Genomic DNA, 24537 nt, shown 5'->3' with positions numbered 1-24537 from the left:
ACGTGCGTACGCTGCAAGCTATTATAGCCGACAACGTTATTGCGTTGTGGGAAAAGACAACAACATCATCGGTTCTTTATTTGTCCGAGAAAGTTATTTTCTTCTTCCTACGTATATGTGAAATTATTTATAGGCTTGGCTTTTTTGTTACTCAGAAGGCCAAGCCTATATTTTTTCGTCCCTATCATGCCCCATGTAAAGTAGTTGCTCTTGGCAACCTTTCGGTTGGTGGAACAGGTAAATCAGTCCTTACTCAATTTTTAATTAAAAACCTTACCGGCTTGCAATGTGCTGTTGTTATGCGCGGTTATAAATCACAAGCAAACCTTGAAAATAAAAGCTTACTCGTCAGTGACGGTAAAAATATTTTTTATGGACCAGATAACTGTGGCGATGAAGCTTTTATGATTGCCAGTAATACTTCAGTGCCGCTTGCCATTGGTGCAAACCGCGTACAAGCTTTTGATTGTTTAATGCAATCTGCTCATCATAACGAACAGGCTCTTGATATCGTTATTTTGGATGATGCCTACCAAAACCAGCAGTTAGTTAAAGATTTTCAAATTTTACTGCTCGACGCCCGTAAGCCTTTTGAAAATGGTCATTGTTTACCAGCAGGGCGTTTGCGTGAAAAAGATTACACTCGTGCAGATGTTATTATTTTAACTCATGCAGACCGAGTATCATCTCAAAAAATTTGGGATATTAAAAAAAATCTTTTAAAAAAAATCATTTCCACACATATTTTTTGTGGCATACATAAAGTATCACGTATTTTAATTGATAATAAAGAACCAATTCATCTTAATGATCTTGCAAATAAGCCGTTGCTTGCGTGCGCTGGCATTGGATCGTTTTTAGGATTTCTCCAAAGTCTTGATTCTCTGAAATTGAGTTATACGCAAATTGTTGAATTTCAAGATCATCACAAGTACACTTCCAAAGATATTACAAATTTAATACATAAAACCGTAGAAAATAGTTGCCAGGGGATTATTACCACACAAAAAGACTGGTGCAAAATAGCACCGCTTTTAGCACAAACTTCACAATCGTCTTTGGTTACATGGTATGTTGTTCCGGTTGAATTTGAATTTTTATCCACACAGGAGTATCATTCTTTTATGAAGGTTGTAACAAAAAAGCTTTCATAAAAAGAAGAGAGGAGTGTTGGGATGTATGCCGTTATTCAACGACATTTGTTTTGTTTTGTATTTGCGTTACTGCTGGTTATCTACATTGTGCCGCTCTTAATTCAAGCAGCATATAGACTTAAAGTTCTTGATCTTCCTGATGGTAAGATTAAAAATCACCAAGCACCTGTTCCATACATGGGTGGGGTGGCGGTTTATTTAGCTTTTATTACTCCGCTTGCATTGGCTTATCCATTTAAAAATCATATTTTATGGCTTCTTTTTGGAACAACATTATTGTTGTTTGTTGGTTTGATTGATGACTTAAGAGTTTTAAAACCGGGACAAAAATTTTTGGGCCAAATTATAGCAGTACTCTGTTTTTTAAAAGGCGGATTCTCGCTCAAATCAATTTTTTTCTCATCGTATGAAAATTTGGCACTTTCAACATTTTGGATGCTTTCTGTTATTAATGCATTTAATCTTGTTGATGTGATGGATGGACTTTCCTCAACGATAGCGCTGGGTGCATCAGTTTCATTCTTGATACTTGCTCTCATATTCAAAATTTATAGCGCAAGCTTACTTCTGATTACGTTTTGTGGAGCATTGATTGGATTTTTATACTACAATAAGCCTCCTGCAAAAATTTATTTGGGTGATGCGGGAGCTCTTTTCGTTGGTGGATTTTTAGCTGCCATTCCAATGCTTTTTCCATGGAGCTCTCAATCATGGGATTCTTATTACACGCCAGCGGTAATTTTAGGTATTCCATTACTTGAGGTTGCCTGCTTAATTGTCATTCGATTGCGTTTAGGGATTGCGCCCTATCGAGGAAGTCCTCATCATTTTGCTATTTATTTGCAGAAAAAAGGTTGGAGTAAGTATCAGGTTCTTTTATTTACCCTTGTAGCTGGAGTTGTACTCACATCTATAGCTTATGCATTTTTGTTCGGCTATCTCCATTTTTGGGGCCTAATATTTTCTGGAATATTGTTTTTTATTACCTGGAGTTGGTTTGTTTTTACGTAAAATTAACCCTTGCGATACAGTTTAATTATTCTGTTAGAGTAATCGATTTGTATAAGTTGACAAATTGATAATTTGTGTTATTATTGGATTATTATGATAGAATTTAATAAAAATTTCTCTGCTTCATTTCATTTAGTTTCTTGCTGGCGCTTGAAGCGCTAAATCTTTATTTTTCTAACTTTTTTCACGTCTGAAAATTTCGCACAGCCTTACTCTATATGCAGTTTTTTATTCTGTATTTTGGTATTGGTGCGAAAAATAATTGTTATAAACTTTTCACATTTAAAAAACATTAGGATTTTTATGAAAAAGCTTTTATTAGGTATCAGCTTTATGCTGAATCTTGCTTTGGTCGGTACATTGCTTTATTTGGGTGGAGGTCTTCTCTCAAAAAATCAGCAACGTGGGTTAGAGCAACAAATTGCGGGGCGTATCGCTGTGGTACAACCAGCAACCCATCCAAGTATGGATGAAATTACACAAGGTTTTATTCAAACCATTGAAAAAGAATCACAAAATTTCTACAACTTTACCGTTTTCAATGCCAATAATAATGTCATGCTTATGCGTGCTCAAATAGAAGAAGTTGTGCAACAACAATTTGATCTGGTTATGACGATTGGTTCAAAGGCAACGCAGCTTGCAAAAGAAGTTACTCAAAAAAAGAAAAGCAGTATCCCCGTGGTATTTACCGCAGTTGCTGACCCGGTAGAACAAGATATTATTGAGTCGTGCGAAAATTCTGGTAACCAATTAACTGGGGTTATCGAAGAACTGCGCTTTCATGAACAACTTGATTTACTGTTATTAGTTAAGTCATCAGTTAAGCATGTTTTATTGGTTTATAATCCTTCTCAAGTTGGCTTAATCAAAGAAGCTGGGGTTATTGAGCAGATTCTTACCTCAAAAAATATTATGTTTTCAAAAGCTGAGGTCTTTCATCCAAATGAAGTGTATCAAAAAATTTCTGGATTAATGTCAGAAGTTGATGTCGTGCTTGTACTTAAAGATCACACAGCAGTTTCTGCACTTGAAAGCATTGTAAAGCTCTGTTGTTTGCATGGTTCAACATTAATGGCAAGCGATTTAGACTCACCGGCTCGCGGTGCAGCTCTTGGTTTTGGTGTCCTTGAGCGGCAGTTTGGTGTACAAGGTGCGCGGTGTGCGCTTGAAATTTTAGAGTCTAAAAAGATGCCAGCTCAGATTCCATGCAGCGCTGCTCACGGTTATAAATTACGGATGAATGCTGCAATGATTGAACCTCAGGGTTTGCATGTCTCTGATGATCAAATTAAAATTTTTAAAGTAATTGATCTCATTTAAATAATCTAAAAAATCAAACAATAAAAGCTTGGTCTTTGAGTTACCAAGCTTTTATTGTTTTTAAGACAATAGTAATATTTATTCATATTGATCGCGAAGTCTTGTTAGACAAATGCCGAGCGTTAGATCTGATGGTTGGTAGGATTCTTGTGGCAATAAGGTTGTTATTGCGTAAAATCTTTGAACCAATTCAATGATATCTTGATTTTTAGTAGCCAATGCAATATTCACAAGAGCTGTTCCTCGGGGAAAGCGACCAAATGCTTGAGGAAGAGTATTATAGATTTTTGTTGAGCTTTTCTCAAATTCCCGTTCAATAAGTATTTTGATGCCAGACATAACGGCAATCATAAGTGGGGTTATTCCGTAATCATCAAACTCAGGAATAGTGTAATCATCTGCAAGATACGGAAAAATAGCGGATGTTATTTCTTGATTCCCGCAGAAAGCTGCAATAGTAAAAGCATCACATTCTGCTGGAAACAGTTGTTTATACTTTTTTCCATTAAAATGAATTTTTTTAATTTTATTCTTTTTTGAACGATAAAGGATATTATCAGTGCTTTTGTTTAATAACTTATTAACATCATTTAAGTTCCCATTATAAGATGCTTTCATTAAAGCAGTCCAGCCAAAAAGATTTGTGTTTTTAACAAACATAAGCATAAGAACACTTATAAGTATCTTTGTTTTTAATATTTTCATAAACACCCCCATCAAATTTTATGAACACATTTTTTTTAAAATATCTATTTCTTGTTTGTATAGATCTGGATCTGGAGTTTCAAGAATCTTGGGAATGTCACTTAAGCGGTGATCATTCATGATGAGCTGAAAAATTTTGAGCGGAATCTGTCCCTTGCCAAGGCATTCATGGCGATCAACGCGTGATCCGCAGGCTGTTTTTGAATCATTCAAATGAATTGCTTTGAGATTGTCTAGGCCAATAATTTCATCAAATTGTTTCATAATTTTTTTATAATTATCTTCAGTTGTAAGTTCATAGCCAGCAGTAAAAATATGACAAGTATCAAGACATATAGCGATTTTACGTTTATGTTCGCATGCGCTACGAATTGCTGCTAGTTGCTCGAAAGTATTGCCAACGTTGGTTCCTTGGCCAGCCATGGTTTCAAGTAAAATCATAGTTCTACCATTAACTTTATCAAAAACAAGATCAAGATTTTTGGCTATTTGTTTAATACAAATTTCTTCGCCAGCACCGAGGTGTGAGCCTGGGTGAAGTACCAAATAAGGAATGTTGAGTTGGTTGCAGCGCTGCACTTCGTCGATTAATGCTTTGACCGCTTTTTGCTCAACGTCTGGTTTGCTTGATCCTATGTTGATCAGATACGAAGCATGTACCATTATCGATTCAATTGAAGATGTTTTCCAACGGGCTTTAAAATTTTCGATTTGATCATTGGTCAGTGGTTTTTCGTGCCACGAGCGATTGCTTTTGGTAAAAATTTGCATGGCGGTACAGCCAACTTCTTCGCCTCGATCAAAGGCAAGATGAAGTGATCCTGCGCCAGACATATGAGCCCCAATAAGAATCTTTTTAGTCATTATATTCCTTGATCAAGTGGCTGAAGTGAACATTCAAAATATCCATGAAGCCTATCAGGAAGTGCATGATAATCAACTTGATCAGTAATATTTTTGAGATCACCAGAAAAAAATGTGTTCCAAAAAAGAATAACCTTATCTTTGATTGGTTGCGTTGCAAGATCGTGAAGCAGGGCGGCAAATGCCTTGCCCACATAAGTACCATCAATCATAATTTTTTCTTGTTCTTGTAAAAGTTTAACTGCCTCAGCTCCAGGCTCTGAGATGATAGCATAGCCATCTCCCAAAAAATTATTGTTGATGACAAAGTCATCAGGAGCGATTGATACTTGAGGGAATGATGGATCAAGGTTTGTAAGGTATTCAGTTGCTTGTGTACACAAAGTAATAATTTTTTTCAAAAAATAATCAGGTTCGCTTTGCGCATCAACGCGTATTGCAACAATTTTTGATTTGAGTCCTGCAAGTTTTAAGCCAACCAAAAGTCCAGCAACCGTGCCTCCGCTGCCCAATGCAACATATATTAAATCAGGTTCAGGCAAGAGTCCTTGAGTGATTTGCTCTTTGAGTTCAAGTGCTGCATTGATGTAGCCAATGACGCCTACTTCGTTTGATCCTCCGCTCGGAATGTAGTAGGGCGATAGACCGCATTCTTCAATGTGTTCACGTCCAATTGCTACCAAATCTGCATCAAGTTGTGCTGGTGTGTTATAGATACGGAATTGTGATTGCGTGTGCAAATCGAGTAGTAGATTACGCCTCAAATAGGCCGTTGGTTCTTGATCAAGAAAACATAAAATTGATTGTAGTCCAAGTTGTTGTGCATGCAGAGCAGTAGTCGCTGCGTGGTTGGAACCGGCAAAACCACGTGTGAGAATTGTACGAGCATCGTTATTGAGAGCATCACCAAGCAAAAATTCAAGTTTACGAGTTTTATTGCCGCCAAACAATAGGCTTGTTAAATCATCACGTTTAATAAAAATATTTTTAGTGCCAATAATTTTTTCAAGTTTACTTAAACGTTCTATTGGTGTTGGCAGTTGCGTAAGGGTTACATGGGGTAATTTTGCGCACAGCGCTGGAAAGTACTTATAGAGGGGGATTTGTTTTTTTTGCTCAGGTGTTGAAAGTTTGCTATTGATCTGTTTTCTTGGTCGCATTTTTTGTGTTGCATCTATGCGTTGCGCACCGATAGAGGATGTAAAAAAAATGGTCATGGTAAGTATTAATAAACAAGAAAAATGGGTGACATTAAATATTTTCATAGTAGTTCCTTTTTTTAGGCGATAAAACATTGTTTCTTTTTGTCATTTCTTTATACTTCCTGTCCGATGTTATTTAAAAAGTACTCCTTAATACGAAGAATGAATAGTTCATGTTTAAACAAAAAATAAGAAAAAATATTTTTATCTTGATTACATTATTTTTATTGCATTGCTCAAGTGCAGCGGCACAATACGAACAGATTCAGTTTGCAACGGGTGTTAGTGCATTTGATGTCTGGGACAAAGATGAACTTTTACTTGGTGATGCTTCAGGAAATCTTGCATTATTTAATATGCGAACAAAGCAGGAATTTTCTTTTCACAATAAAGGAGAGCGTGTAATCTCGCTTGCAAAAATTCCTGGACAACGAAGAGCGCTCGTTTCTTTTGCAAGTGGTATGGTGGCTCTCTTTAGATATGATGGAAAAATATTAAAACGAGAATGTATTGTCGTTTCAATATTTAGAAAACACTTTATAGTTAGAGCAATTAAAATATCGCCTGATGGAAGATTTGCAATTTTTTATCCAGATCAATTTACAAAAAAAAGTGAATTACCTGAAGTTTGGGACCTTGAAAATAATAGCATGATTTTTAGATTGCAAAAAAAAATCAATATAAATACTTCTGTTATAACTCCTGACAGTAATTGTGTTATTGTGCATGATGACTCTGGTATTATATCATGGTATCGCTTGTCTGATGGATGTTTACAAAATTGGATTGATGTGAATTATATCTATGGTCAACCATCAAAAAAAGGCTTTATTGGCTATAAAGACATTATCAATCTTGATTTTCTAAAAAATCGATCCGTTCTTATTATTACAACATCGAGTGGTAATATTTTAAAAATAGACCTATCTCAAAAATTACACGCAGTTTGCTCGAAGTTTGATGGAATTGATTCTTTAGATACTATGATCCCACTCCAGATTAATAATAATAATGATTTTTTTATAGGTTCACATTCGTTGTTTTTTGAAAATCAGTTAATTCTATTTAATGCTAAAAAACGAGAAATTATTGAATGTCCTACCTCAGAAAGTATAAAAACAATTAAGATGCTTAATGGCAGACTGCCGGTAACGCTTCTTGAAGATGGCAAGCTCATAGGCTGGATTTTTAACTGTTTGCTCAGCAAAAAATTTGTTTTTGATAGTAATAACCTTGAGCAAGCATTTGCACGACTTGATTTAGAGTGATCTTTGCATTAGGGTAAATCTCTTGATAATAATATGACCTTGTTGGTTAAATAAACAACGTCATGTGAAGCAAAATAAAAAAGGAGATTTTATGCGTGTTCGCTTTATATTCATAATTCTATTGTGTATAAGTACTTCTATCTCTTTCTTGAACGGAGAGATTTCTTTTAAAATAAAAAAAATGACTGATTGCACCGATCAAGAAATTGATGCGCTTGCCCAGATGCGCATTACTTATTTTCGTGAGTACCCATATTTATATGAGGGAAAAAAAGAGTACGAGGTACATTATCTTGCTGAATACCAACAAAATGCGATCGATGCTTATTTAGTTCAAGCGTTTGATGAAAAGCAACTTGTTGGTATTTTAACCGGTTGTGCTTTTACCAGTGATATTGAAATTATCAGAGACGGGACACGTCTTTTTAAACAAAATGGATTACTTGTTGAGCAATATTATTATATTGGCGAAGCGATCATCATTCCTGGATATCGAGATAAAAAAATTTTACCGCGTCTTTTGTATATACTTGGCACAAAAGTAAAACAATTAAATAAATATCAAAGTCTCTGTTTTTTGACCGTTGTTAGAAATGAAGATGACGAACGTAAGCCCGATGATTATGGTTCAACCGATCTTCTATGGGAGAAATTAGGATGCGAAAGACCTGGCATCAGGGCGTCATTTGAATGGCCAACAATTATGCATGATAGTTCAGTACAAACTATTTTTAATGAAGTTGAATTTTGGACGTATACACCGGGACTTGCAGGTTACGTGCAGCTTGCAAAATTTTTAGTTCAACAAGGTTTTATCGCCTCGAAGAAAACTGTATGCGATATGATTACCGATTGCTTACTTGCAGGTTTTAAGGTTTGGGACACTGTCGCTGATTTTGTGATGGACCATGAACCTCGCCACAATGATTAAGGGGTTACTATTTCTTCTTGGTTATCTCTTTCTGAAGAAGAATTTGCAGCTTCATCGCGAACAGATTTAACCCGTTTTTTAAGTTCAGTATTTTCTTTTTTAAGTTCTTCAATTGTTTGTTGCGCCTTTTTGTATTGCCAAAAAGCATCCAAAAAATATTCTTGATGGGGCGGTTCAATTGATCCTGGGCGTTGTGCGCGTACCGCATCAATTGCTTGCTGAGCGGTCATCCCTTTATTGGCAATTAGCCATGCAGCAAGAAAAGTTCCCGTACGGCCCTTGCCCATTCTACAGTGAACAACAACTTTCTTTTTTTGATCAAAAGATTTTTGGGTGTGTGCCAAAAAATCTTCAATCATTTTGAATGATGGAATTGTGTGATCTGCTATTGGGTAGCTAATCCGTTTAACTGAAGAGCCGATATAATATTTTTCAGGATCTTGGTGAGTAAGACGAAGATCAAAAACAAGGCCGATATTCATTCTTTCAAGCTCTTGTACATCTTTTTTGGTACGAGGTGCTGCCATACCGCCAAGTGCACAGACTTCATCTTTGTGAATCCATGAAAAATTTGGAAGTTTTTCACCTGAGTAATAAGCTCGATGTACTGCTCGATGTGTTTTTCTTTCAAGCTCAGTTCCAGCTTCTTTGAGGCTTGTGACTGCAGCAAGGCTTAATACTAAGAGTAAAAACATGAACAACTCCTACTGATTTGAATTTTTCCTTGATACCCCATTTATTATGATACGAAAAATTCAAATATGATCGATAGTATTTATCTATTGTTGAAAGATAAAACGAGAGCAATGAGGTTTTTAATCGTATTACTCTCCAGGAGTTCTTATACTTGCGTGTTTAAAATTTTGGAAATATCGAGATATTATTCATCGATAAGGTTGTTGTTATTGAAAACTGTTTCCTTATTTGTATGCTGCTCGTAGAATTTAATATCTACTAACATCTTAAAATACAGATATTCAACCGATTTTTGCAATTCAGATTGGGTCATTGTTTTAAGGATGTTTGCTAAATCTCTCGAGTTAATATCGGTTAGATGATGGTTATTTTGTATATAGATTTTTAATCTTAAAAAAACGATAAATTCTTGCCTATTGAGCTTGTTTGTAATTTCGTCATCAAATAAATAATCAAAGAGTTCTTGTTCATTAATATTTTCTATTGGCTTGCGATCATTCTTGAGGATTGTTACCAACCCTTCATTTGCTTTGAAATCCCAAATACTCACTTCTGAGGTATCTTCGCAAAACCATGAAACAAAAAGATTATGTGGTAGTTTTTTTATAGTAATTTTTTGTTCAAGATTAATATATTCTCCAGAAGGTCTAACAAGCGATTCAGGGGCAAGATTTAAAAAATACTTAACTTCTTGATTTTCTGATACTAAATCCCAAAGATAAATTGTTCCAGTTTGAGCCCATGTTATTACCTTGTTTTCTTCTACTTCAGCCATACCTGTTATTATCGTGTTATAACCCAATTTTTTTTCTATTACTTTAAGAAGGGTTAAATTGTTACTATCGTTCTCGGTGTAATCAAGAATACTGAAAGTTATAGAACTATCGGTATTTGGTGTATAATGTACAAACAATCTTCTGTTGCTGAGTTCTAAGACTCCTGCTATACGCCTGAAATCCGTAAAAAAATATTTAATTATTTTTTTTGATAGCAGATCAATAATCGATATTCCAAATTTATTATGAACAAGTAGGTTTCCATTGCGAAGTTCAAGTGCTCCATTAATGAGCGCAAATCCATAAGGATGGAATAAATCACTGTTTTCACCGTTTTTTTCTATAATTTGTATGTTTGTACCCCAAATTTTTATAGTTCTTCCATCTCTCAATTTTAAATAGAATGGATTGTTTATATTGTACAGAGCTGGGGTTTGTTGTAGGTTAAAATTTACCTGCATACCAAACAGAGTTATCTGTGAAAAAAATAATCCTGTAGCCACTAAAAACATTATTATTCGATTTTTCATAATTAACCTCAATTTCAAAAAATAAAAATACTGAAACATTTAATAAATATTAACAAAATTTACAATATTATCAAATGGACAATTATTTTATCCGGTTTAGCATTAAAAAGTACTACAGTAATCTTTCAATTTTATGATGTAAGTGAGTTATGCGAGTTTTGAGGGGTAGGGCATTTATTTTTTTGAAAAATAGAAATTTTCAAGAAGGTTTACGATTTTAATGATATTGACATAAAGTGAGTAATTAAACTTGATATATTAACCGTGAAGAAATCTTAGTGGGTTACTATAAACTTTTAGTTGAAATTTTCATTTTTGACCCTATACTTAAATCTAATAACAACGGGTAAAAAGTACCCTAAGCACCTATAATTTATGGTGTTACTTAAAACTGTTTTTTCAATAAGTTACATTTCATTTTTTGGAGGATCTGCAATGACGGATACTATTAAACCTTTGTACGACCGAGTACTGGTTAAGCGTCTTGAAAATGACAACACCTCAGCTGGCGGCATTATCATTCCTGATACTGTCCAAGAGAAGACACAATACGGAACAGTTATGGCGACCGGTGAAGGAAAGCTTAATAACGATGGTTCATTACGTCCTTTAAAAGTAGTAAATGGCGATAAAGTTTTGTTCGGAAAATTTTCTGGAACAGAAGTTAAACTTGGAACCCAAGAATTTCTTATTCTGCGCGAAGAAGAATTACTTGGCGTTTTTAACAAGTAACTAACTCAAATAATAAGGATTTAAAGCTATGGCAAAAAGAATAGTATTTGGCGAAGAAGCACGCGCCAAAATTTTGCGAGGCGTAAACACCCTTGCTGATGCGGTTAAAATTACACTTGGGCCTAAAGGTCGTAACGTTGCTCTTGAAAAATCTTTTGGTTCACCAACAATCACCAAAGACGGTGTGACAGTTGCTCGTGATATCGAAATCAAGGACAAACTTGAAAACATGGGCGCACAAATGGTGCGTGAAGTTGCTTCTAAAACTGCAGACGTTGCAGGTGACGGAACAACAACTGCTACTGTGTTGGCTCAAGCAATTTATCGCGAAGGCATTAAAAACATCGCGGCTGGTGCTAACCCAATGGAAGTTAAGCGTGGTATCGATTTGTCAGTTGAAAAGGTTATTGAAGGGCTTCGCGCTCAAGCAAAACCTATTCAAGGTAGAGACGAAATTGCTCAAGTGGCAACTATTTCTGCAAACAGTGATACTTACATTGGTAACTTGATTGCTGATGCAATGGAAAAAGTTGGCAAGCATGGCGTTATCACTGTTGAAGAAGCAAAGAGCATGGAAAGTACCCTTGATATCGTTGAGGGTATGCAGTTTGACCGTGGTTATGTTTCTCCATATTTTGTGACCAACGCAGAGAAGATGGAAGCTGTTCTGGAAAACCCAGTTATCTTGTTGTGTGATAAAAAAGTTTCAAGCATGAAGGATTTACTTCCTATTCTTGAACAAGTTGCAAAGCAAGGTCTTCCATTAGTAATTATTGCAGAAGATGTTGAAGGTGAAGCGCTTGCAACATTGGTTGTTAATAAAATGCGTGGAACGTTGCACGTTGCAGCAGTTAAAGCTCCAGGGTTTGGCGATCGCCGCAAAGCGATGATGCAAGATCTTGCAATTTTGACCGGCGCACGTGTTGTTTCTGATGAGCTTGGTGTTCGTCTTGATAACTTAACCTTTGCTGACCTTGGTCGTGCAAAGCGTGTTTGTATTAACAAAGACAATACAACTATTGTTGATGGACAAGGTTCACAAGAAGATATTAAAGCTCGTGTATTCCAAATTAAAGCTGAAATTGAACATTCATCTTCAGAGTATGATGTAGAAAAGTTGCAAGAGCGACTTGCTAAACTTGCTGGCGGCGTAGCTGTCATCAAGATTGGTGCTGCAACTGAAACTGAAATGAAAGAAAAAAAAGATCGCGTTGACGATGCGCTCCATGCAACACGTGCTGCGGTTGAAGAAGGCATTGTTGCAGGTGGTGGCGTTGCATTGCTTCGCGCTCAAAAAGCACTTGAAACATTTGTTCTTTCTGGTGATCAAGCAATTGGTCTTAATATTATTCGTCGAGCTCTTGAAGAGCCAGCGCGTATTATTGTTTCTAATGCTGGATTTGAGCCTTCAGTCATTATCGATAAAGTTAAAAACTCAGAAGGTAATATTGGCTTTGATGCTCGCTCTGAACAATATGTTGATATGTTCAAAGCAGGTGTTGTTGATCCAACCAAAGTAACTCGTTCTGCATTACAACATGCAGCATCGATTGCTGGCTTGTTGCTCACAACAGAGGCGATGATTGCAGACATTCCAGAAGAAAAACCAGCTGCCGCAGCTGCTCATGGCCATGGCCATGGTGCAGGCATGGGTGGTATGGGCGGAATGTACTAACACCCTACTTTACTCTGAAATTTGAGAAAAAGCCCCAGAAATGGGGCTTTTTCTTTGCCCTCTTTACAGATATTTTCTATTTGATAATATCGAACTGTATCATATTTGTAGCTGTTACTTTTTAATAAATGAGGGGTTTTTCATGAAGATACAATTTAATCGTATTTTTTTGATAGGTGGTCTTTTGAGCGCTCTGCATGGTCTTAGTGCTATGCAAGAAGATCAATCAAGTTGTGGTTCAGGTGCTCAAGAAGTGGTATCAGTAGATCAAGAAGTTCCTGAAATAAGTTCAGAACAATGTCAGGTTCTTGGTCAACAATTATTTGAACTTATCAATACTGGCAATAACGATGAAGTTAAGAATTTGCTTGAACAAGGAGCGCATGTTGATGTTGTTGACGCAGACAATTCAACACCGCTTTTTTATGCGATTAGAGCAAGTAATCTGATGGCTCTTAAGTTGTGTCTTAAACATGGAGCGGATGTTTTTCATGTGAACAGCCGTGGGGGGATACCTTATTTCTCAGCAACAAATCGCAACGCATCACAAGAAATTTTAAATACAATTAACTTTTATGAGTTTGCTACAATAAATAAATATGGTTCTCAAGCTGTTGCTCAGCAAATTAGCAAAAGCAGAATGAACTTAGCTGAAAAACAGGAAACTATTAAGCGTCTTAAAAAGCTGATACTGAGTTATCAATTTTTAGATAGTGTCATTCAGGGTAATTATGATTTAGCATTAAGTTTTATGAGTGAAGATATAAATATTAATGTTGTTGATGGAAGTAACTCAACGGCTTTATTTCATGCTTTGAGAGCTGATGTTAAGAATCATAGTTTTATTAGTCTTATTCTTCATAATGGAGCTGATGTATTTCATGTTAATAATAATGGTGGCATTCCTTATCATTCAGCATGCAAACATGGCGCAGATCAAGAAATTATTGAGTTAATACAATACTTTGAAAAACTGACCATGAGACATGGTTTTGATAATGTTATTGCTCGACTTGAAAAGAGTTTGGGTGAGGCTGTAAGAGAACAAACGATTGATCGCCTTACCCAGATGCATGTGTATGATGATACTTCATTAACATTATTTGAAAAAATTTATGGAGTTTCACAGGGAGTTGATCATTCTGCACGATACACAGACTTTCCAGGAAAATAAACTCCTGTTTTGTGAAGTATAAAACGAATTGTAAACCCTGGGTAGAAAATCGCTATCCAGGGTTTACAATTTGAATTTTAGCGATTGCGCTTATAGTGAATCTGAGTTATAATGCCCACTAAAGCGTTTTTTATAGTGAATACGTGCTGCGAGAGCCTTTATGCATTCAATGCACGCGGAACGATGAGGAGTTAATATGTACCAGCTCATAGCATCCTCCAAGGTTTTTGACCTTGTGCTCGGATATTTGGAAAAAAGCCATACCGGCTATGCAGCACCTTTTTTGATGTTTAATCAAGTAGGGCAATCTTCTTCTCCAGCTTCTCATACAATGCGTTCTATTTTGACGCTTTCTATGTGGCTTTTAGCCATGAATACTATTGTCGCCGCAAGCGCGGCATTCTTTTTTATTGTTTAACATTTATTTTTTGTATGTTTTTTGTTTGTTACTCTCGTTATCGCGGGTAATTTTTTTAAAGCACTTTGTTGTATTTTACAAAGATAGCTTTTGAGTATTGATGAAAGGATTTATTGTGAAATTTTCAAATTCACTTACTGTTGGTCTTGCAATTTTTGCAATGCTTTTTGGTGCCGGCAACGTTGTTTTTCCTCTTGGTCTTGGTCGTACTGTTGGAGATCAGGTGCTTTATGCGCTGCTTGGGCTTTGCATTTCTGCTATCTTGATTCCTGTAATTGGACTTATTGCATCGATGTTATTTGATGGGAATTATAAGAAATTTATGGGGACAATGGGTGCTATCCCTGCTGCCGTCATAACCTTTATATGTATGGTTCTCATTGGGCCCTTTGGAGCAATTCCTCGCTGCTTAACCCTTGCCCATGCGGTAATTCGTTGGTACGTCCCTGGATGCACAGCTTTTTGGTTTAGCTTTCTTGCAGTTGTATTTATTTTTATTTGCACCATGCGTAAGAGCTTGCTTGTTGAATTACTCGGTAAAGTTTTTGGTCCGATAAAGCTCGTCTTACTTTTTTCTATCATAATAGTTGGAATTTTTAGTCCACTGAAACCAGTTGATGTTGGATTTACAGCATTTAATAGTTTTATATATGGCTTACGCGAAGGTTTTTGGATGCTTGATTTGCTCGGTACCATTTTCTTTTCAGGATTAATTCTTGAGGCGGTTCGACGTCGAGCAAAATCGGAAAAAGAAAATCTTACAACAAGAGATATTGCAATGATTGGCTTAAAAGGTGGAATTATTGGTGGTCTCTTGCTTGGACTTGTATACACCGGTTTTTGCTTTATTGCAGCAATGCATGGAGCTCAACTTGTTGATGTTGCACAAGATCAAATTTTGAGTGCACTTGCTATTTCAATTCTTGGATCACATGCCGGAATATTAGCGAATATTACCGTAGTAATTGCTTGTATAACAACAGCACTTGCGCTTACAGCTGTATTTGCGGATTACATACGTAATGGTGTTTTTAATGGACGCATTAGCTACCTGTATGCATTGCTTATCACCACTGTTTGTACCTTTGTTATGGCAAATCTTGGATTTGCAGGTATCATGAAAATGATTTCTCCTGTTGTTATTACCTGCTATCCAGCACTTGTCATGTTGTCATTGCTTAATATTGCAAACAAGCTCTTTGGATTTAAATATATTAAAGTTCCAGTCTTTGGAACTTTGTTGATGACAATTTTTTTAAATCTTAGATAAATTTAGAATAAATAAAAGCGATTGTATTATATGCGGTCGCTTTTATTTATTACAATCTGATTCATGCCGTAGCTGTTTTTATTGAGCGGTTATTCTATTGTATATTAATTACAAAAAGCTCTTGGTGTATTCATAATCCACTTTGAAAAAATCGATCAATCATTGACACGGTAAAGAGTTGTGTTCAAGCATGAAATCTTTTATTTCGCAGATTTTAAACAAAAACATCATATTTTAAAGATGAGTGATTGAATCAAAAAGACTAACAACAATTTATTCATCTATTATTCTGCCATACTATAAAAAGCCATAGTAAGAGAAAAATTGCAGACGAACAACGATCATCTTTTTTATTTGTTTTCTATTCTAAAATAAAAAACAGTTATTTTTTGACGATAAAATAGAAGAGTGATTATAGATTTTTAATGAAAAAATTTCTTGACTTTTTCTATCAAATTTATTTTCAAAATATTTAGGAAAGCGCTTTGGTACAGGACATTCTCTATAATAAAAAAATTATTTGATTGTGGTTTTGCAACCTGCTAGAGTATAGTTCACGTCGAAAAAAATAATTTTGCAATGAGAAAATAGTTTTATGATTTTTTATCAACAGAAAATATAGTACATATAGATTGTTGAAAAAAGTCAGAATAAAAATTTAAGAGGAGGAATTTATGTCAAATCAACTCGCTAGCACAGCCTCCCAAGCGCCAACTTCTACGGTGTGGGGAGATTTATCGATTGTTCAGGTATCCAAGCGTAATGGAAGTTTGGTGCCATTTGAAAAAGAAAAAATTATTAAGACTATTCAGCGTGCCGCAAAAGGGTTTGAACAATCTGTATCGATAGAGCTTATTTTTTCTGAACTTATTAAAATTATTTATGATAAAATTTCCACACGTGATTTGGAAAAGGCACTTGTACTTGCAACCGTTTCATTTATTGAACGCGATCCTGCTTACAGTTATGTATCTGCAAGACTTTTTTTACAGCAAATTTATAAAGAGGCTATTGGATGTTCTCTTACCGATGAGCGGTTAGCTGAAAGCTATCGAAAAAATTTTATTGAGTACATTAGCGCCGGTGTTGAATATGAAGTTCTTGATAAAAAACTTCTTGAGTTTGATCTTGAAAAACTTTCTCATGCTCTTGAAGTTGAAAATGACTTCTTATTTGGATATATCAGCATTCAAACTTTGTATGAACGCTATTTTCGTCGGCATAATGGTCGTGTTATTGAATTACCGCAAGCATTTTGGATGCGTGTGGCGATGGGTCTTGCGCTTAATGAAAAAGAATTTGAGCGTACTGATCGAGCAATCGAATTTTATCGCATTTTTTCATCATTGCGTTATGTTTCTTCAACTCCAACTCTTTTCCACGCAGGAACTCCTCATCCACAACTCAGTTCTTGTTATTTAACATATGTTGATGATGATTTGGATCATATTTTTAAATGTCTCAAAGACAATGCGCACATGTCAAAATGGTCAGGTGGTTTAGGAAATTCATGGACGCAATTACGCGGAACAGGTTCTCCAATTAGCAGTATTCGTGTAAAGAGCCAAGGTATTATTCCTTTTCTTAAACTTGCTAATGACGTTGTTGCAGCAATTAATCGTAGTGGAAGCAGACGAGGTGCAACGTGTGCTTATCTTGAAAGCTGGCATTATGATTTTGAAGATTTCTTAGATTTACGAAGAAACACTGGTGATGACAGGCGTCGTACCCATGACATGAATACTGCAAATTGGATACCTGATCTCTTTATGAAGCGTGTGATTGCCGATGAATCATGGACCTTGTTTTCTCCGCATGAAACACCTGATTTGCATGAAATTTATGGACGTGAATTTGAGCAGCGCTATGTTGAGTATGAGCAAAAGACTCACTCCGGAGAAATTAAATTTTTTAAAGCGGTTCCAGCACGTCAACTCTGGCGAAAAATGTTGAGCCGTCTTTTTGAAACTGGTCATCCATGGATTACTTTCAAGGATACGTGTAACATTCGTTCGCCTCAGGATCATGTTGGTGTTGTTCATTCTTCAAATTTATGTACCGAGATTACCCTTAATACTTCCAAAGATGAGACCGCTGTTTGTAATCTGGGATCAATAAACTTAGCTCGACATGTCAAAGATGGGAAGCTTGATAAAGATCTTTTGATTGATACCATTAATTCGGCAATTCGGATGCTTGATAACGTTATTGATATTAACTTCTATCCAACGATTGAAGGAAAAAATTCAAACCTGCGTCATCGTCCAATTGGACTAGGTATTATGGGCTTTCAGGATGCACTTTTTATAATCGATATTCCAATGGAAGATCCTCGAGCACTTGAACTTGCTGATACTACCATGGAATTTATATCCTATTATGCCATTGCAGCTTCGAGCCAGCTTGCAAAAGAGCGCGGTTATTACAGTTCATACAAGGGTTCAAAATGGGATCGTGGAATTTTTCCACTTGATACACTTGATCTGCTTGAAAAAGAACGAGGCATTCCGGTCGAAGTTTCACGAACAAGTTCAATGGACTGGAAACCTGTGCGCGAGATGGTCAAAAAATATGGCATGCGCAATTCTAACTTGATGGCAATTGCCCCCACAGCAACCATTTCAAATATTGCAGGAAGTTTTCCAAGCATCGAGCCGATTTATAAGAATATCTATGTAAAAGCAAACATGAGCGGAGAGTTTACTATTATTAACGAATATCTTGTTAATGATTTGAAGAAACTTGGCTTATGGAATCAGGATATGCTTGATCAGCTGAAATATTGTGATGGCAATATTCAACTCATTCAATCAATTCCTGTTCATATTAAAGAAAAATATAAAGAAGCTTTTGAAATTGACCCTGAGTGGTTGATAAAAATGACTGCCGTTCGTGGTAAATGGATTGATCAAAGCCAATCGCATAATGTTTTTATGCAGGGTGTTTCTGGGCAAAAGCTCAATGATATTTATCTGCTTGCGTGGCGTTCTGGCTTAAAAGCAACCTATTATTTACGAACGCTTGCAGCGAGCCAAATTGAAAAATCGACATTAGATGCACAAAAGTTTGGATTCACACAAAAACGTGAATATTCTAAGGTCCAAGAGTCGGCTATAGGACAAAATGATGGGCAGGATGAGACATCTTTTACTGGAGATCTTGGCCAGCGTTCATGTGGAATTGAAGATGAGTCGTGTGAATCTTGCCAATAAAAAATATTCATCATAAGAGAGGTCTTCTATGATTGGAAATATAGATAAACGTAAGACGATTATTAATAATTCGTCGATTGATCCAAATAAAATATTGCCGATGACCTATCATTGGGCACGTCAACATTATAAAGATGGTGTTGCAAATAATTGGACACCTGAAGAAGTTTCCATGCAAAAGGATGTTGAACAGTGGAAATCTCAGGATTGTTTAACACCTGAAGAACGCAAGCTTATTCTTTGGAATTTGGGCTTTTTTTCAACCGCAGAATCGTTGACTGCTAACAACATTGTTTTGGCAGTTTATCGTCACGTAACCAATCCAGAGTGTCGGCAATATTTGTTGCGCCAAGCATATGAAGAAGCGGTGCATACTGATACGTTCATTTACTGCTGCGATTCATTAGGTCTTGACCCTGACTACATTTATAATATGTATCAGACCATTCCTTCAATCAAAGCGAAGGATGATTTTGTTGTTGACCTGACAACAACAATTTTTGATCCTTCTTTTAAAACAGATGGTATAAAGAATATCCAACGTTTTCTTATTGACCTTGTTGGCTACTACGTCATCATGGAAGGTATCTTCTTCTATGCAGGTTTTGCAATGATGCTTGCGCTCAAGCGCCAACAAAAGATGATCGGTATTGGTGAACAGTTTGAATACATCATGCGTGATGAAAGTATTCACTTGGCTTTTGGCTGCGATCTCATCAACACCATTAAAGCTGAAAATCCAGAGGTTTGGGATGCGGAATTTCAAACAAAAGTTGTTGAATTGATCAAAAAAGCGGTTGAACTTGAAAGTAACTATGCGCTTGATGCTTGCCCGCAAGGTGTGATGGGTATCAATGCGCAGCAGTTCTGTTTGTACGTTGAACACATGGCGGACCGTCGCCTTGAGCGCATTGGCTTGCCAAAGATTTATAACAAGCCAAATCCATTTCCATGGATGTCGCAGGCTACTGATTTAACCAAAGAAAAGAACTTTTTCGAAACTCGTGTAACCGAGTATCAAACAGCCGGTTCTTTGAATTGGGACTAGGTTTTTTGTAGATTTTAAAAGCAAAGCAGGGCGCATCGCGCCCTGCTTTGCTTTTAAAAAAGAACTTTTTTTAGGATGTCATTACTGACTAGATCGGAGATCTAAAGAACCTCGTAACATTTATCTATTTTGATTCTTGATGATTAAGCAAGAAAAATGCCGACCATGCATTTACCATTAATTTTTTGCATTCTTGATCAAAAGATACGTTGTATTTCAGAAGAAGATTTATCAGTGCATTCTTTCGCTTTATACCCTCAATTGATCCTGGTGTATATTCAGCTATAAGATGATCGCTGGGTATTGATAGGTAAGCTCCTTCTTGAAGTAAGGACTCAATTGTGTGAAGGAGATTTTTGAATTCTTCATCATTGTTACGGTCATTTAAAATATTAGAAATGATAAGAGCGAGAGGAGTTGATCCTTGATTGTCTTGCGCATTGAGGTCAGCGCCACCTCTTCTAAGTGCATCAATTATTTGTGTACGTTTTTCACTAGTTTCTTTTGATGGTAAAGCAATACCGCCACAGTATAATAGGTTTTTGATGGTGGTTGTGTTGCCTGGTAGTGTTCGAGCTCCCCAAACCAAATTGTCTTGTTTTGCACAAAAATGAAGTGGAGTTTGCCCTTGGCTGTCACGAGCATTAACGTTAGCGCCTGCATGTATAAGGCATTTTACTGTTTGCAGATCAAGATAACATACTGCGTAATGAAGTGCTGTTTGATTGCTTGATCCAAACGATATATCAAGATTGTCCGAGTTGATAAGCTGTTCCAGTATTTCTTTATTTACCGTATATTTTTCTGTTTTCAGATGCATGTTATGCGGAAAATATTTTATTACCATTGACTGGTTGTATAGTTTATCAAGTTGGACTTCGCTTGCTGGTATTTTAGATTTTTTAATGACTTCGTGTTGTAATTCATCTCCTTGATTACGCTTTCTTTTTTTCTGATTAGATTTTGAGTTAGGAATTATAGTTTCTTCTTCTAACATTAAATCGTCGGTATCAATAGTGTTTGTATCAGAGTCTTGTTTGGTAACGACGTTATTATTGTTGTTGTTTGAATTCAAAAGAACATTATCAGGAAGATATTTTTTGAATATTACTTCAATATCTTCGTCAAAAGTGAATTGATGTTGAATTATATTCTGATCTTGAACTTCGAGCTGAGGAGTAGGTGTTTGATTTTGAGCATTTTCCTGTGTCAACTTCTCTTGGCGTTCTTTTTCTAGTCTTTCTCTGCGCTCTTTAAGTTGTTGTTGAAAATCTGGCCTCATCGCCCATGTTGTTGAAGTTATTAGTACTGTAAAAAAACCAAATAACACAATTATTTTGCTTACATTTTTCATAAGAAACCTCCATTTATTACATAAAGACAAATTCTTGATTTGAGAATCTATATTAATTCTATAATTGAAATTAAATTAATGCAAGTGGGGTAGGTGTTGATCTCTAAAAAAGCCTATTTTTAGGGGGTATTTAGACTCATGCAAATCTGTAAAACCGGTTATTTTTGCTAGGAATTCATTTTTGGGAGGTAGCGGTTTTTGTGCTACACTGTGTTCCAAAGCGTAAAGTGAGGTCATTATGAATACGAGTTCGGTTTTAGTTGTACAAAATCTAACCAAGATTTTTCCGGGAAAAAGCAAGGTTCAGAAGCCGTTTACCGCTGTCGATAACATTTCGTTCTCCATCGGTGAAGGCGAGATATTGGGACTTCTTGGACCTAATGGAGCTGGAAAAACCACCACCATTCACATGCTGCTTGGCACGTTGACTGCCACAGCCGGGAGTGTAACCGTTTTTGGTAAAAATTTTTTAACGCATCATTCTGAAGTATTGCAAGAAGTCGGTTTTGCAAGCACCTACATCAATTTTCCAGCTAACCTGAGTGTTCAGGAAAATTTAACTATTCATGGCATGTTGTATGGTCTTACCGGAGCTGTATTGCGCCAGCGGATTGCACGATATCTTGAAAAATTTCATGCAACTGGGTTTGCGCGACGTGAGGTTGGCACGCTCTCTGCGGGTCAGAAAACGCGCGTTATGTTGGTTAAGGCTTTTATGACCGAACCAAAACTTTTACTGCTTGATGAACCTACGGCATCACTTGATCCGGACGTTGCCTGTGAAGTGCGTGAATTCATTTTGCATGAGCAGCAAAGCAGAAAGCTTTCTATTTTGTTTACATCGCACAATATGGATGAAGTTGCCACCGTATGCCAGCGTGTACTTGTGTTGCAGAACGGAAAAATTATAGCCAACGATGCTCCTGCTGTCCTTGCTGCAAGTATCTCTCGAGCTCGAGTGCAGTTGGTGATTGTTGACGGTCTCAAACGATTAATTGCTTATGCTCAAAGGGAAAATCTTGCCTACACCGTAAAAGAGCGGTGGATTGAAGTCGAGGTCAATGAACAATCAGTTGCGCAGTTTATTATGCAAGTTGCTCAGTGTGGCGTGCAGTTTTCTCATATTGCTATTGAAAAACCAACCCTTGAAGATTACTTTTTACAAATTGCTCGGGCTACATAAGCTGAGCATATGATAGGAGCACAAGATGGATATTGTGTGGCATAGAATTCAGGCAATTATGCTGAGAATTCTTTATTTCGAACGACGCAATGTTGTGCGTATGGCAGAATTTTTTTATTGGCCGTTGCTTGACATCACCATGTGGGGAATGACCGCTTCATGGATTGAACAATCACAAAAAACAACAACAAAATTGGTACTGCTTTTAATGGCAGGGCTTGTATTGTGGCAAGTGACGCTCAGGTCGTGTTATGAAATTTCAATTACACTCATGGAAGAAATTTGGGGTCGGAGCCTTATTAATCTTTTTGCTTCACCGCTCAACGAGCTTGAATGGATTATCGCAGTACTTTTGTCTGGATTATTCAAGGTTTGTGCAGTTCTTGCCTTTGGCGGCGCCATGGTTGGTCTGCTATACGCCTGCAATATTTTTTCACTTGGGTTAACACTCCTTTTGTTTGTTGTACCACTTGTTCTTTCAGGCTGGTGTATTGGATTTTTTTCAGCTGCAGCTATCATGCGAACGGGGCAGCGTGCGGGCTCTTTGCCCTGGATTGCAGGATATCTTTTTGCACCATTTAGTGGGGTATTTTATCCGGTTGAAAGCTTGCCGGTCTGGATGCAGCGCATTTCTTATTGCTTGCCGACTACGTATGTTTTTGAAAGTATGCGGCAGTACATCGAGAACGGTATGCTTACTTGGGACAAACTTGTAGTGAGTGTTGTGCTGAGTGTACTGTATCTTGCGGTTGCTTTGAGCATTTTTTTATTCATGTTCAAAAAAAGTCGAAGTCGAGGCCTGTACCGACTTGAGTGATACAGTTTTTGTAGTAAATACTCAATGATATTTGATTATGATTCTAAAAAGCTCATTATTGGGCACGATTGAAGAAAAAGCGATGTATTCACATGAGATACAATAAATAGTTTGTCTGGCGTACAAAATGCTTGGAGAATATTTTCCAGTCGTTTGAGTCTAAAATCTGAGTATATGATTCCTATGTGCTTTTGATCAATCGTATAAATAGAGAGTGCCAAAAAGGTAGAGGCTTCTTCTTTTAAGAGAGCATACATGATTATCAATGGGGCTTCTGGTGCTGGAATAATTTTAATCACAACATCACTCCAGGATGGCGTGATAGATTTTAGATGATCTCCTGGATTAAAAGCATCATCAGTTTGATTGAGTATACAAAGACTTTCTTTTGAAGCAGCTATGATTTGGTAGCTGTTGTCAGGATTATACTGAAGATGAACAGCTGAAAATCTTATTCCTGTTTGGTAGCATTTTATAATTTCACCATGATGATTCCAGATTGTTAAATTTCCCATATTGTCGGCAGTAAGAATGTAAGGGGTCTGATCAGTTGTTTGGCATGTATGAAGAGCTGAAAGGCGTGCTTGATTGTTTATTTCAGAAACTTGTACTCCATCAAGAGTCCAGAAAGCAATTTTTTTACAGTGTGCACTCACAAGAAGAATATTTTTTGCAGAGTCTGTAGTGGCAGTAAAAGAAGAAATGATATTGTCTGCATTAATTTTTTTGAGAGAGTCATTTTCTAGTGAATAGACAAAAATTTTCTTGTTAGGATAATTTACTAGATTAGTAGAGGTTATTGCCAGGTGAATATTCTGATCAGAGTCTTTGATTGGAAAAATTTCTTTGAAATAAAGGTCGCATGAAAAACCTGAAAAATACTCAGGGCCATGAGGGGTTATTTTATAAATAATGACGATTTCATCATCACTTAAAATAAGATACTTCGACTCTTCATCTTGAAAAATCGTGACATCAAAATTTCCTGTATAAATTCCCTCCATCACATGTTCTTGAGTAAGTGCTATTTCTTTCTGTATCTCATAAGATTTAAAAACTGTTGATGGAAGTTGTGGTTGCATGGCATCTATCTGCTGATCAAAAAAATTATTGAGAACAATAAAACTGAAAATGATCAGTAATATTTTTTTAAACATAAAGAAGCCCCCGCCTATTTTATAAATATTGAATGAA

At 36.4% G+C, this 24537-nt stretch carries 21 protein-coding genes; 14 read left to right on the top strand and 7 right to left on the bottom strand.

Annotated elements, in window-relative coordinates:
* Nucleotides 1-2: 2 nt before the first annotated feature.
* The 3 genes from lpxK to JST56_05090 all read left to right on the top strand — a co-directional run bounded on the left by lpxK (nt 3) and on the right by JST56_05090 (nt 3488).
* Nucleotides 3-1154 (top strand): tetraacyldisaccharide 4'-kinase, encoded by a 1152-nt coding sequence (lpxK, locus tag JST56_05100; GenBank protein MBS1988344.1) that lies wholly within the window; start codon nt 3-5, stop codon nt 1152-1154.
* Between the two features lie 21 nt (nt 1155-1175).
* Nucleotides 1176-2165 carry an undecaprenyl/decaprenyl-phosphate alpha-N-acetylglucosaminyl 1-phosphate transferase gene (locus tag JST56_05095; GenBank protein MBS1988343.1) on the top strand — a complete coding sequence of 330 codons (990 nt, stop codon included), beginning with the start codon at nt 1176-1178 and terminating at the stop codon, nt 2163-2165.
* Between the two features lie 303 nt (nt 2166-2468).
* Nucleotides 2469-3488: an ABC transporter substrate-binding protein gene (locus JST56_05090; protein ID MBS1988342.1), complete on the top strand. Its 1020-nt coding sequence runs from the start codon at nt 2469-2471 to the stop codon at nt 3486-3488.
* A 78-nt stretch (nt 3489-3566) separates the two neighbouring features.
* Here JST56_05090 and JST56_05085 read toward each other — a convergent pair whose 3' ends face one another.
* Genes JST56_05085 through JST56_05075 form a run of 3 tightly spaced genes read right to left on the bottom strand, consistent with a single transcriptional unit; the run spans nt 3567 to nt 6322 of the window.
* Entirely contained in the window at nt 3567-4193 is a 627-nt protein-coding gene (locus JST56_05085) for a hypothetical protein (GenBank protein ID MBS1988341.1), read from the bottom strand.
* An 18-nt stretch (nt 4194-4211) separates the two neighbouring features.
* Nucleotides 4212-5057, bottom strand: a complete 846-nt coding sequence (locus JST56_05080; GenBank protein ID MBS1988340.1) for a deoxyribonuclease IV — start codon at nt 5055-5057, stop codon at nt 4212-4214.
* Nucleotides 5057-6322, bottom strand: coding sequence for a pyridoxal-phosphate dependent enzyme (locus JST56_05075; protein MBS1988339.1), 1266 nt, complete (start codon nt 6320-6322; stop codon nt 5057-5059). Before JST56_05075 ends, JST56_05080 begins: the two co-directional genes overlap by 1 nt.
* A gap of 110 nt (nt 6323-6432) precedes the next feature.
* On the opposite strand from JST56_05075, the gene JST56_05070 reads away from it, so the two are divergent.
* Nucleotides 6433-7527: a hypothetical protein gene (locus JST56_05070; protein MBS1988338.1), complete on the top strand. Its 1095-nt coding sequence runs from the start codon at nt 6433-6435 to the stop codon at nt 7525-7527.
* A 91-nt stretch (nt 7528-7618) separates the two neighbouring features.
* Complete coding sequence (locus tag JST56_05065; protein ID MBS1988337.1) at nt 7619-8458, top strand: hypothetical protein; 840 nt, start codon at nt 7619-7621, stop codon at nt 8456-8458.
* Here the strand turns inward: JST56_05065 and JST56_05060 are convergent.
* Both JST56_05060 and JST56_05055 read right to left on the bottom strand, forming a co-directional pair.
* Entirely contained in the window at nt 8455-9153 is a 699-nt protein-coding gene (locus tag JST56_05060; GenBank protein MBS1988336.1) for a dual specificity protein phosphatase family protein, read from the bottom strand. The genes JST56_05065 and JST56_05060 overlap by 4 nt on opposite strands.
* 185 nt (nt 9154-9338) lie before the next feature.
* Nucleotides 9339-10460, bottom strand: a complete 1122-nt coding sequence (locus tag JST56_05055; GenBank protein MBS1988335.1) for a hypothetical protein — start codon at nt 10458-10460, stop codon at nt 9339-9341.
* 435 nt (nt 10461-10895) lie between these two features.
* Here JST56_05055 and JST56_05050 point away from each other — a divergent pair, with 435 nt between their 5' ends.
* From JST56_05050 to JST56_05020, 7 genes are all read left to right on the top strand, one after another.
* Nucleotides 10896-11192 (top strand): co-chaperone GroES, encoded by a 297-nt coding sequence (locus JST56_05050; protein MBS1988334.1) that lies wholly within the window; start codon nt 10896-10898, stop codon nt 11190-11192.
* A 28-nt stretch (nt 11193-11220) separates the two neighbouring features.
* Nucleotides 11221-12867 (top strand): chaperonin GroEL, encoded by a 1647-nt coding sequence (gene groL / locus JST56_05045; protein MBS1988333.1) that lies wholly within the window; start codon nt 11221-11223, stop codon nt 12865-12867.
* Between the two features lie 142 nt (nt 12868-13009).
* A complete protein-coding gene (locus JST56_05040; protein MBS1988332.1) occupies nt 13010-14041 on the top strand; it encodes a hypothetical protein in 1032 nt (343 codons plus the stop codon).
* A gap of 196 nt (nt 14042-14237) precedes the next feature.
* On the top strand, nt 14238-14459 hold the full coding sequence (locus JST56_05035) for a hypothetical protein (GenBank protein ID MBS1988331.1): 222 nt from the start codon (nt 14238-14240) through the stop codon (nt 14457-14459).
* Nucleotides 14460-14574: 115 nt separating this feature from the next.
* On the top strand, nt 14575-15729 hold the full coding sequence (locus tag JST56_05030) for a branched-chain amino acid transport system II carrier protein (protein ID MBS1988330.1): 1155 nt from the start codon (nt 14575-14577) through the stop codon (nt 15727-15729).
* Between the two features lie 674 nt (nt 15730-16403).
* Nucleotides 16404-18941 (top strand): ribonucleoside-diphosphate reductase subunit alpha, encoded by a 2538-nt coding sequence (locus tag JST56_05025; protein MBS1988329.1) that lies wholly within the window; start codon nt 16404-16406, stop codon nt 18939-18941.
* Between the two features lie 28 nt (nt 18942-18969).
* A complete protein-coding gene (locus JST56_05020) occupies nt 18970-19989 on the top strand; it encodes a ribonucleotide-diphosphate reductase subunit beta (GenBank protein ID MBS1988328.1) in 1020 nt (339 codons plus the stop codon).
* Between the two features lie 124 nt (nt 19990-20113).
* Here JST56_05020 and JST56_05015 read toward each other — a convergent pair whose 3' ends face one another.
* Nucleotides 20114-21343, bottom strand: coding sequence for an ankyrin repeat domain-containing protein (locus JST56_05015; protein ID MBS1988327.1), 1230 nt, complete (start codon nt 21341-21343; stop codon nt 20114-20116).
* Nucleotides 21344-21581: 238 nt separating this feature from the next.
* On the opposite strand from JST56_05015, the gene JST56_05010 reads away from it, so the two are divergent.
* Both JST56_05010 and JST56_05005 read left to right on the top strand, forming a co-directional pair.
* Nucleotides 21582-22526, top strand: coding sequence for an ABC transporter ATP-binding protein (locus JST56_05010; protein MBS1988326.1), 945 nt, complete (start codon nt 21582-21584; stop codon nt 22524-22526).
* Nucleotides 22527-22551: 25 nt separating this feature from the next.
* Nucleotides 22552-23343: an ABC transporter permease gene (locus tag JST56_05005; protein MBS1988325.1), complete on the top strand. Its 792-nt coding sequence runs from the start codon at nt 22552-22554 to the stop codon at nt 23341-23343.
* A gap of 35 nt (nt 23344-23378) precedes the next feature.
* Here the strand turns inward: JST56_05005 and JST56_05000 are convergent, their stop codons facing one another.
* Entirely contained in the window at nt 23379-24500 is a 1122-nt protein-coding gene (locus JST56_05000) for a hypothetical protein (protein ID MBS1988324.1), read from the bottom strand.
* Between the last annotated feature and the right edge of the window lie 37 nt (nt 24501-24537).

Source organism: Candidatus Dependentiae bacterium (assembly GCA_018266175.1).
GTDB lineage: Bacteria > Babelota > Babeliae > Babelales > RVW-14 > JAFEAY01.
The sequence above is the reverse complement of the archived record's forward strand: the minus strand, read 5'-3'. Positions and strand labels throughout refer to the sequence as shown.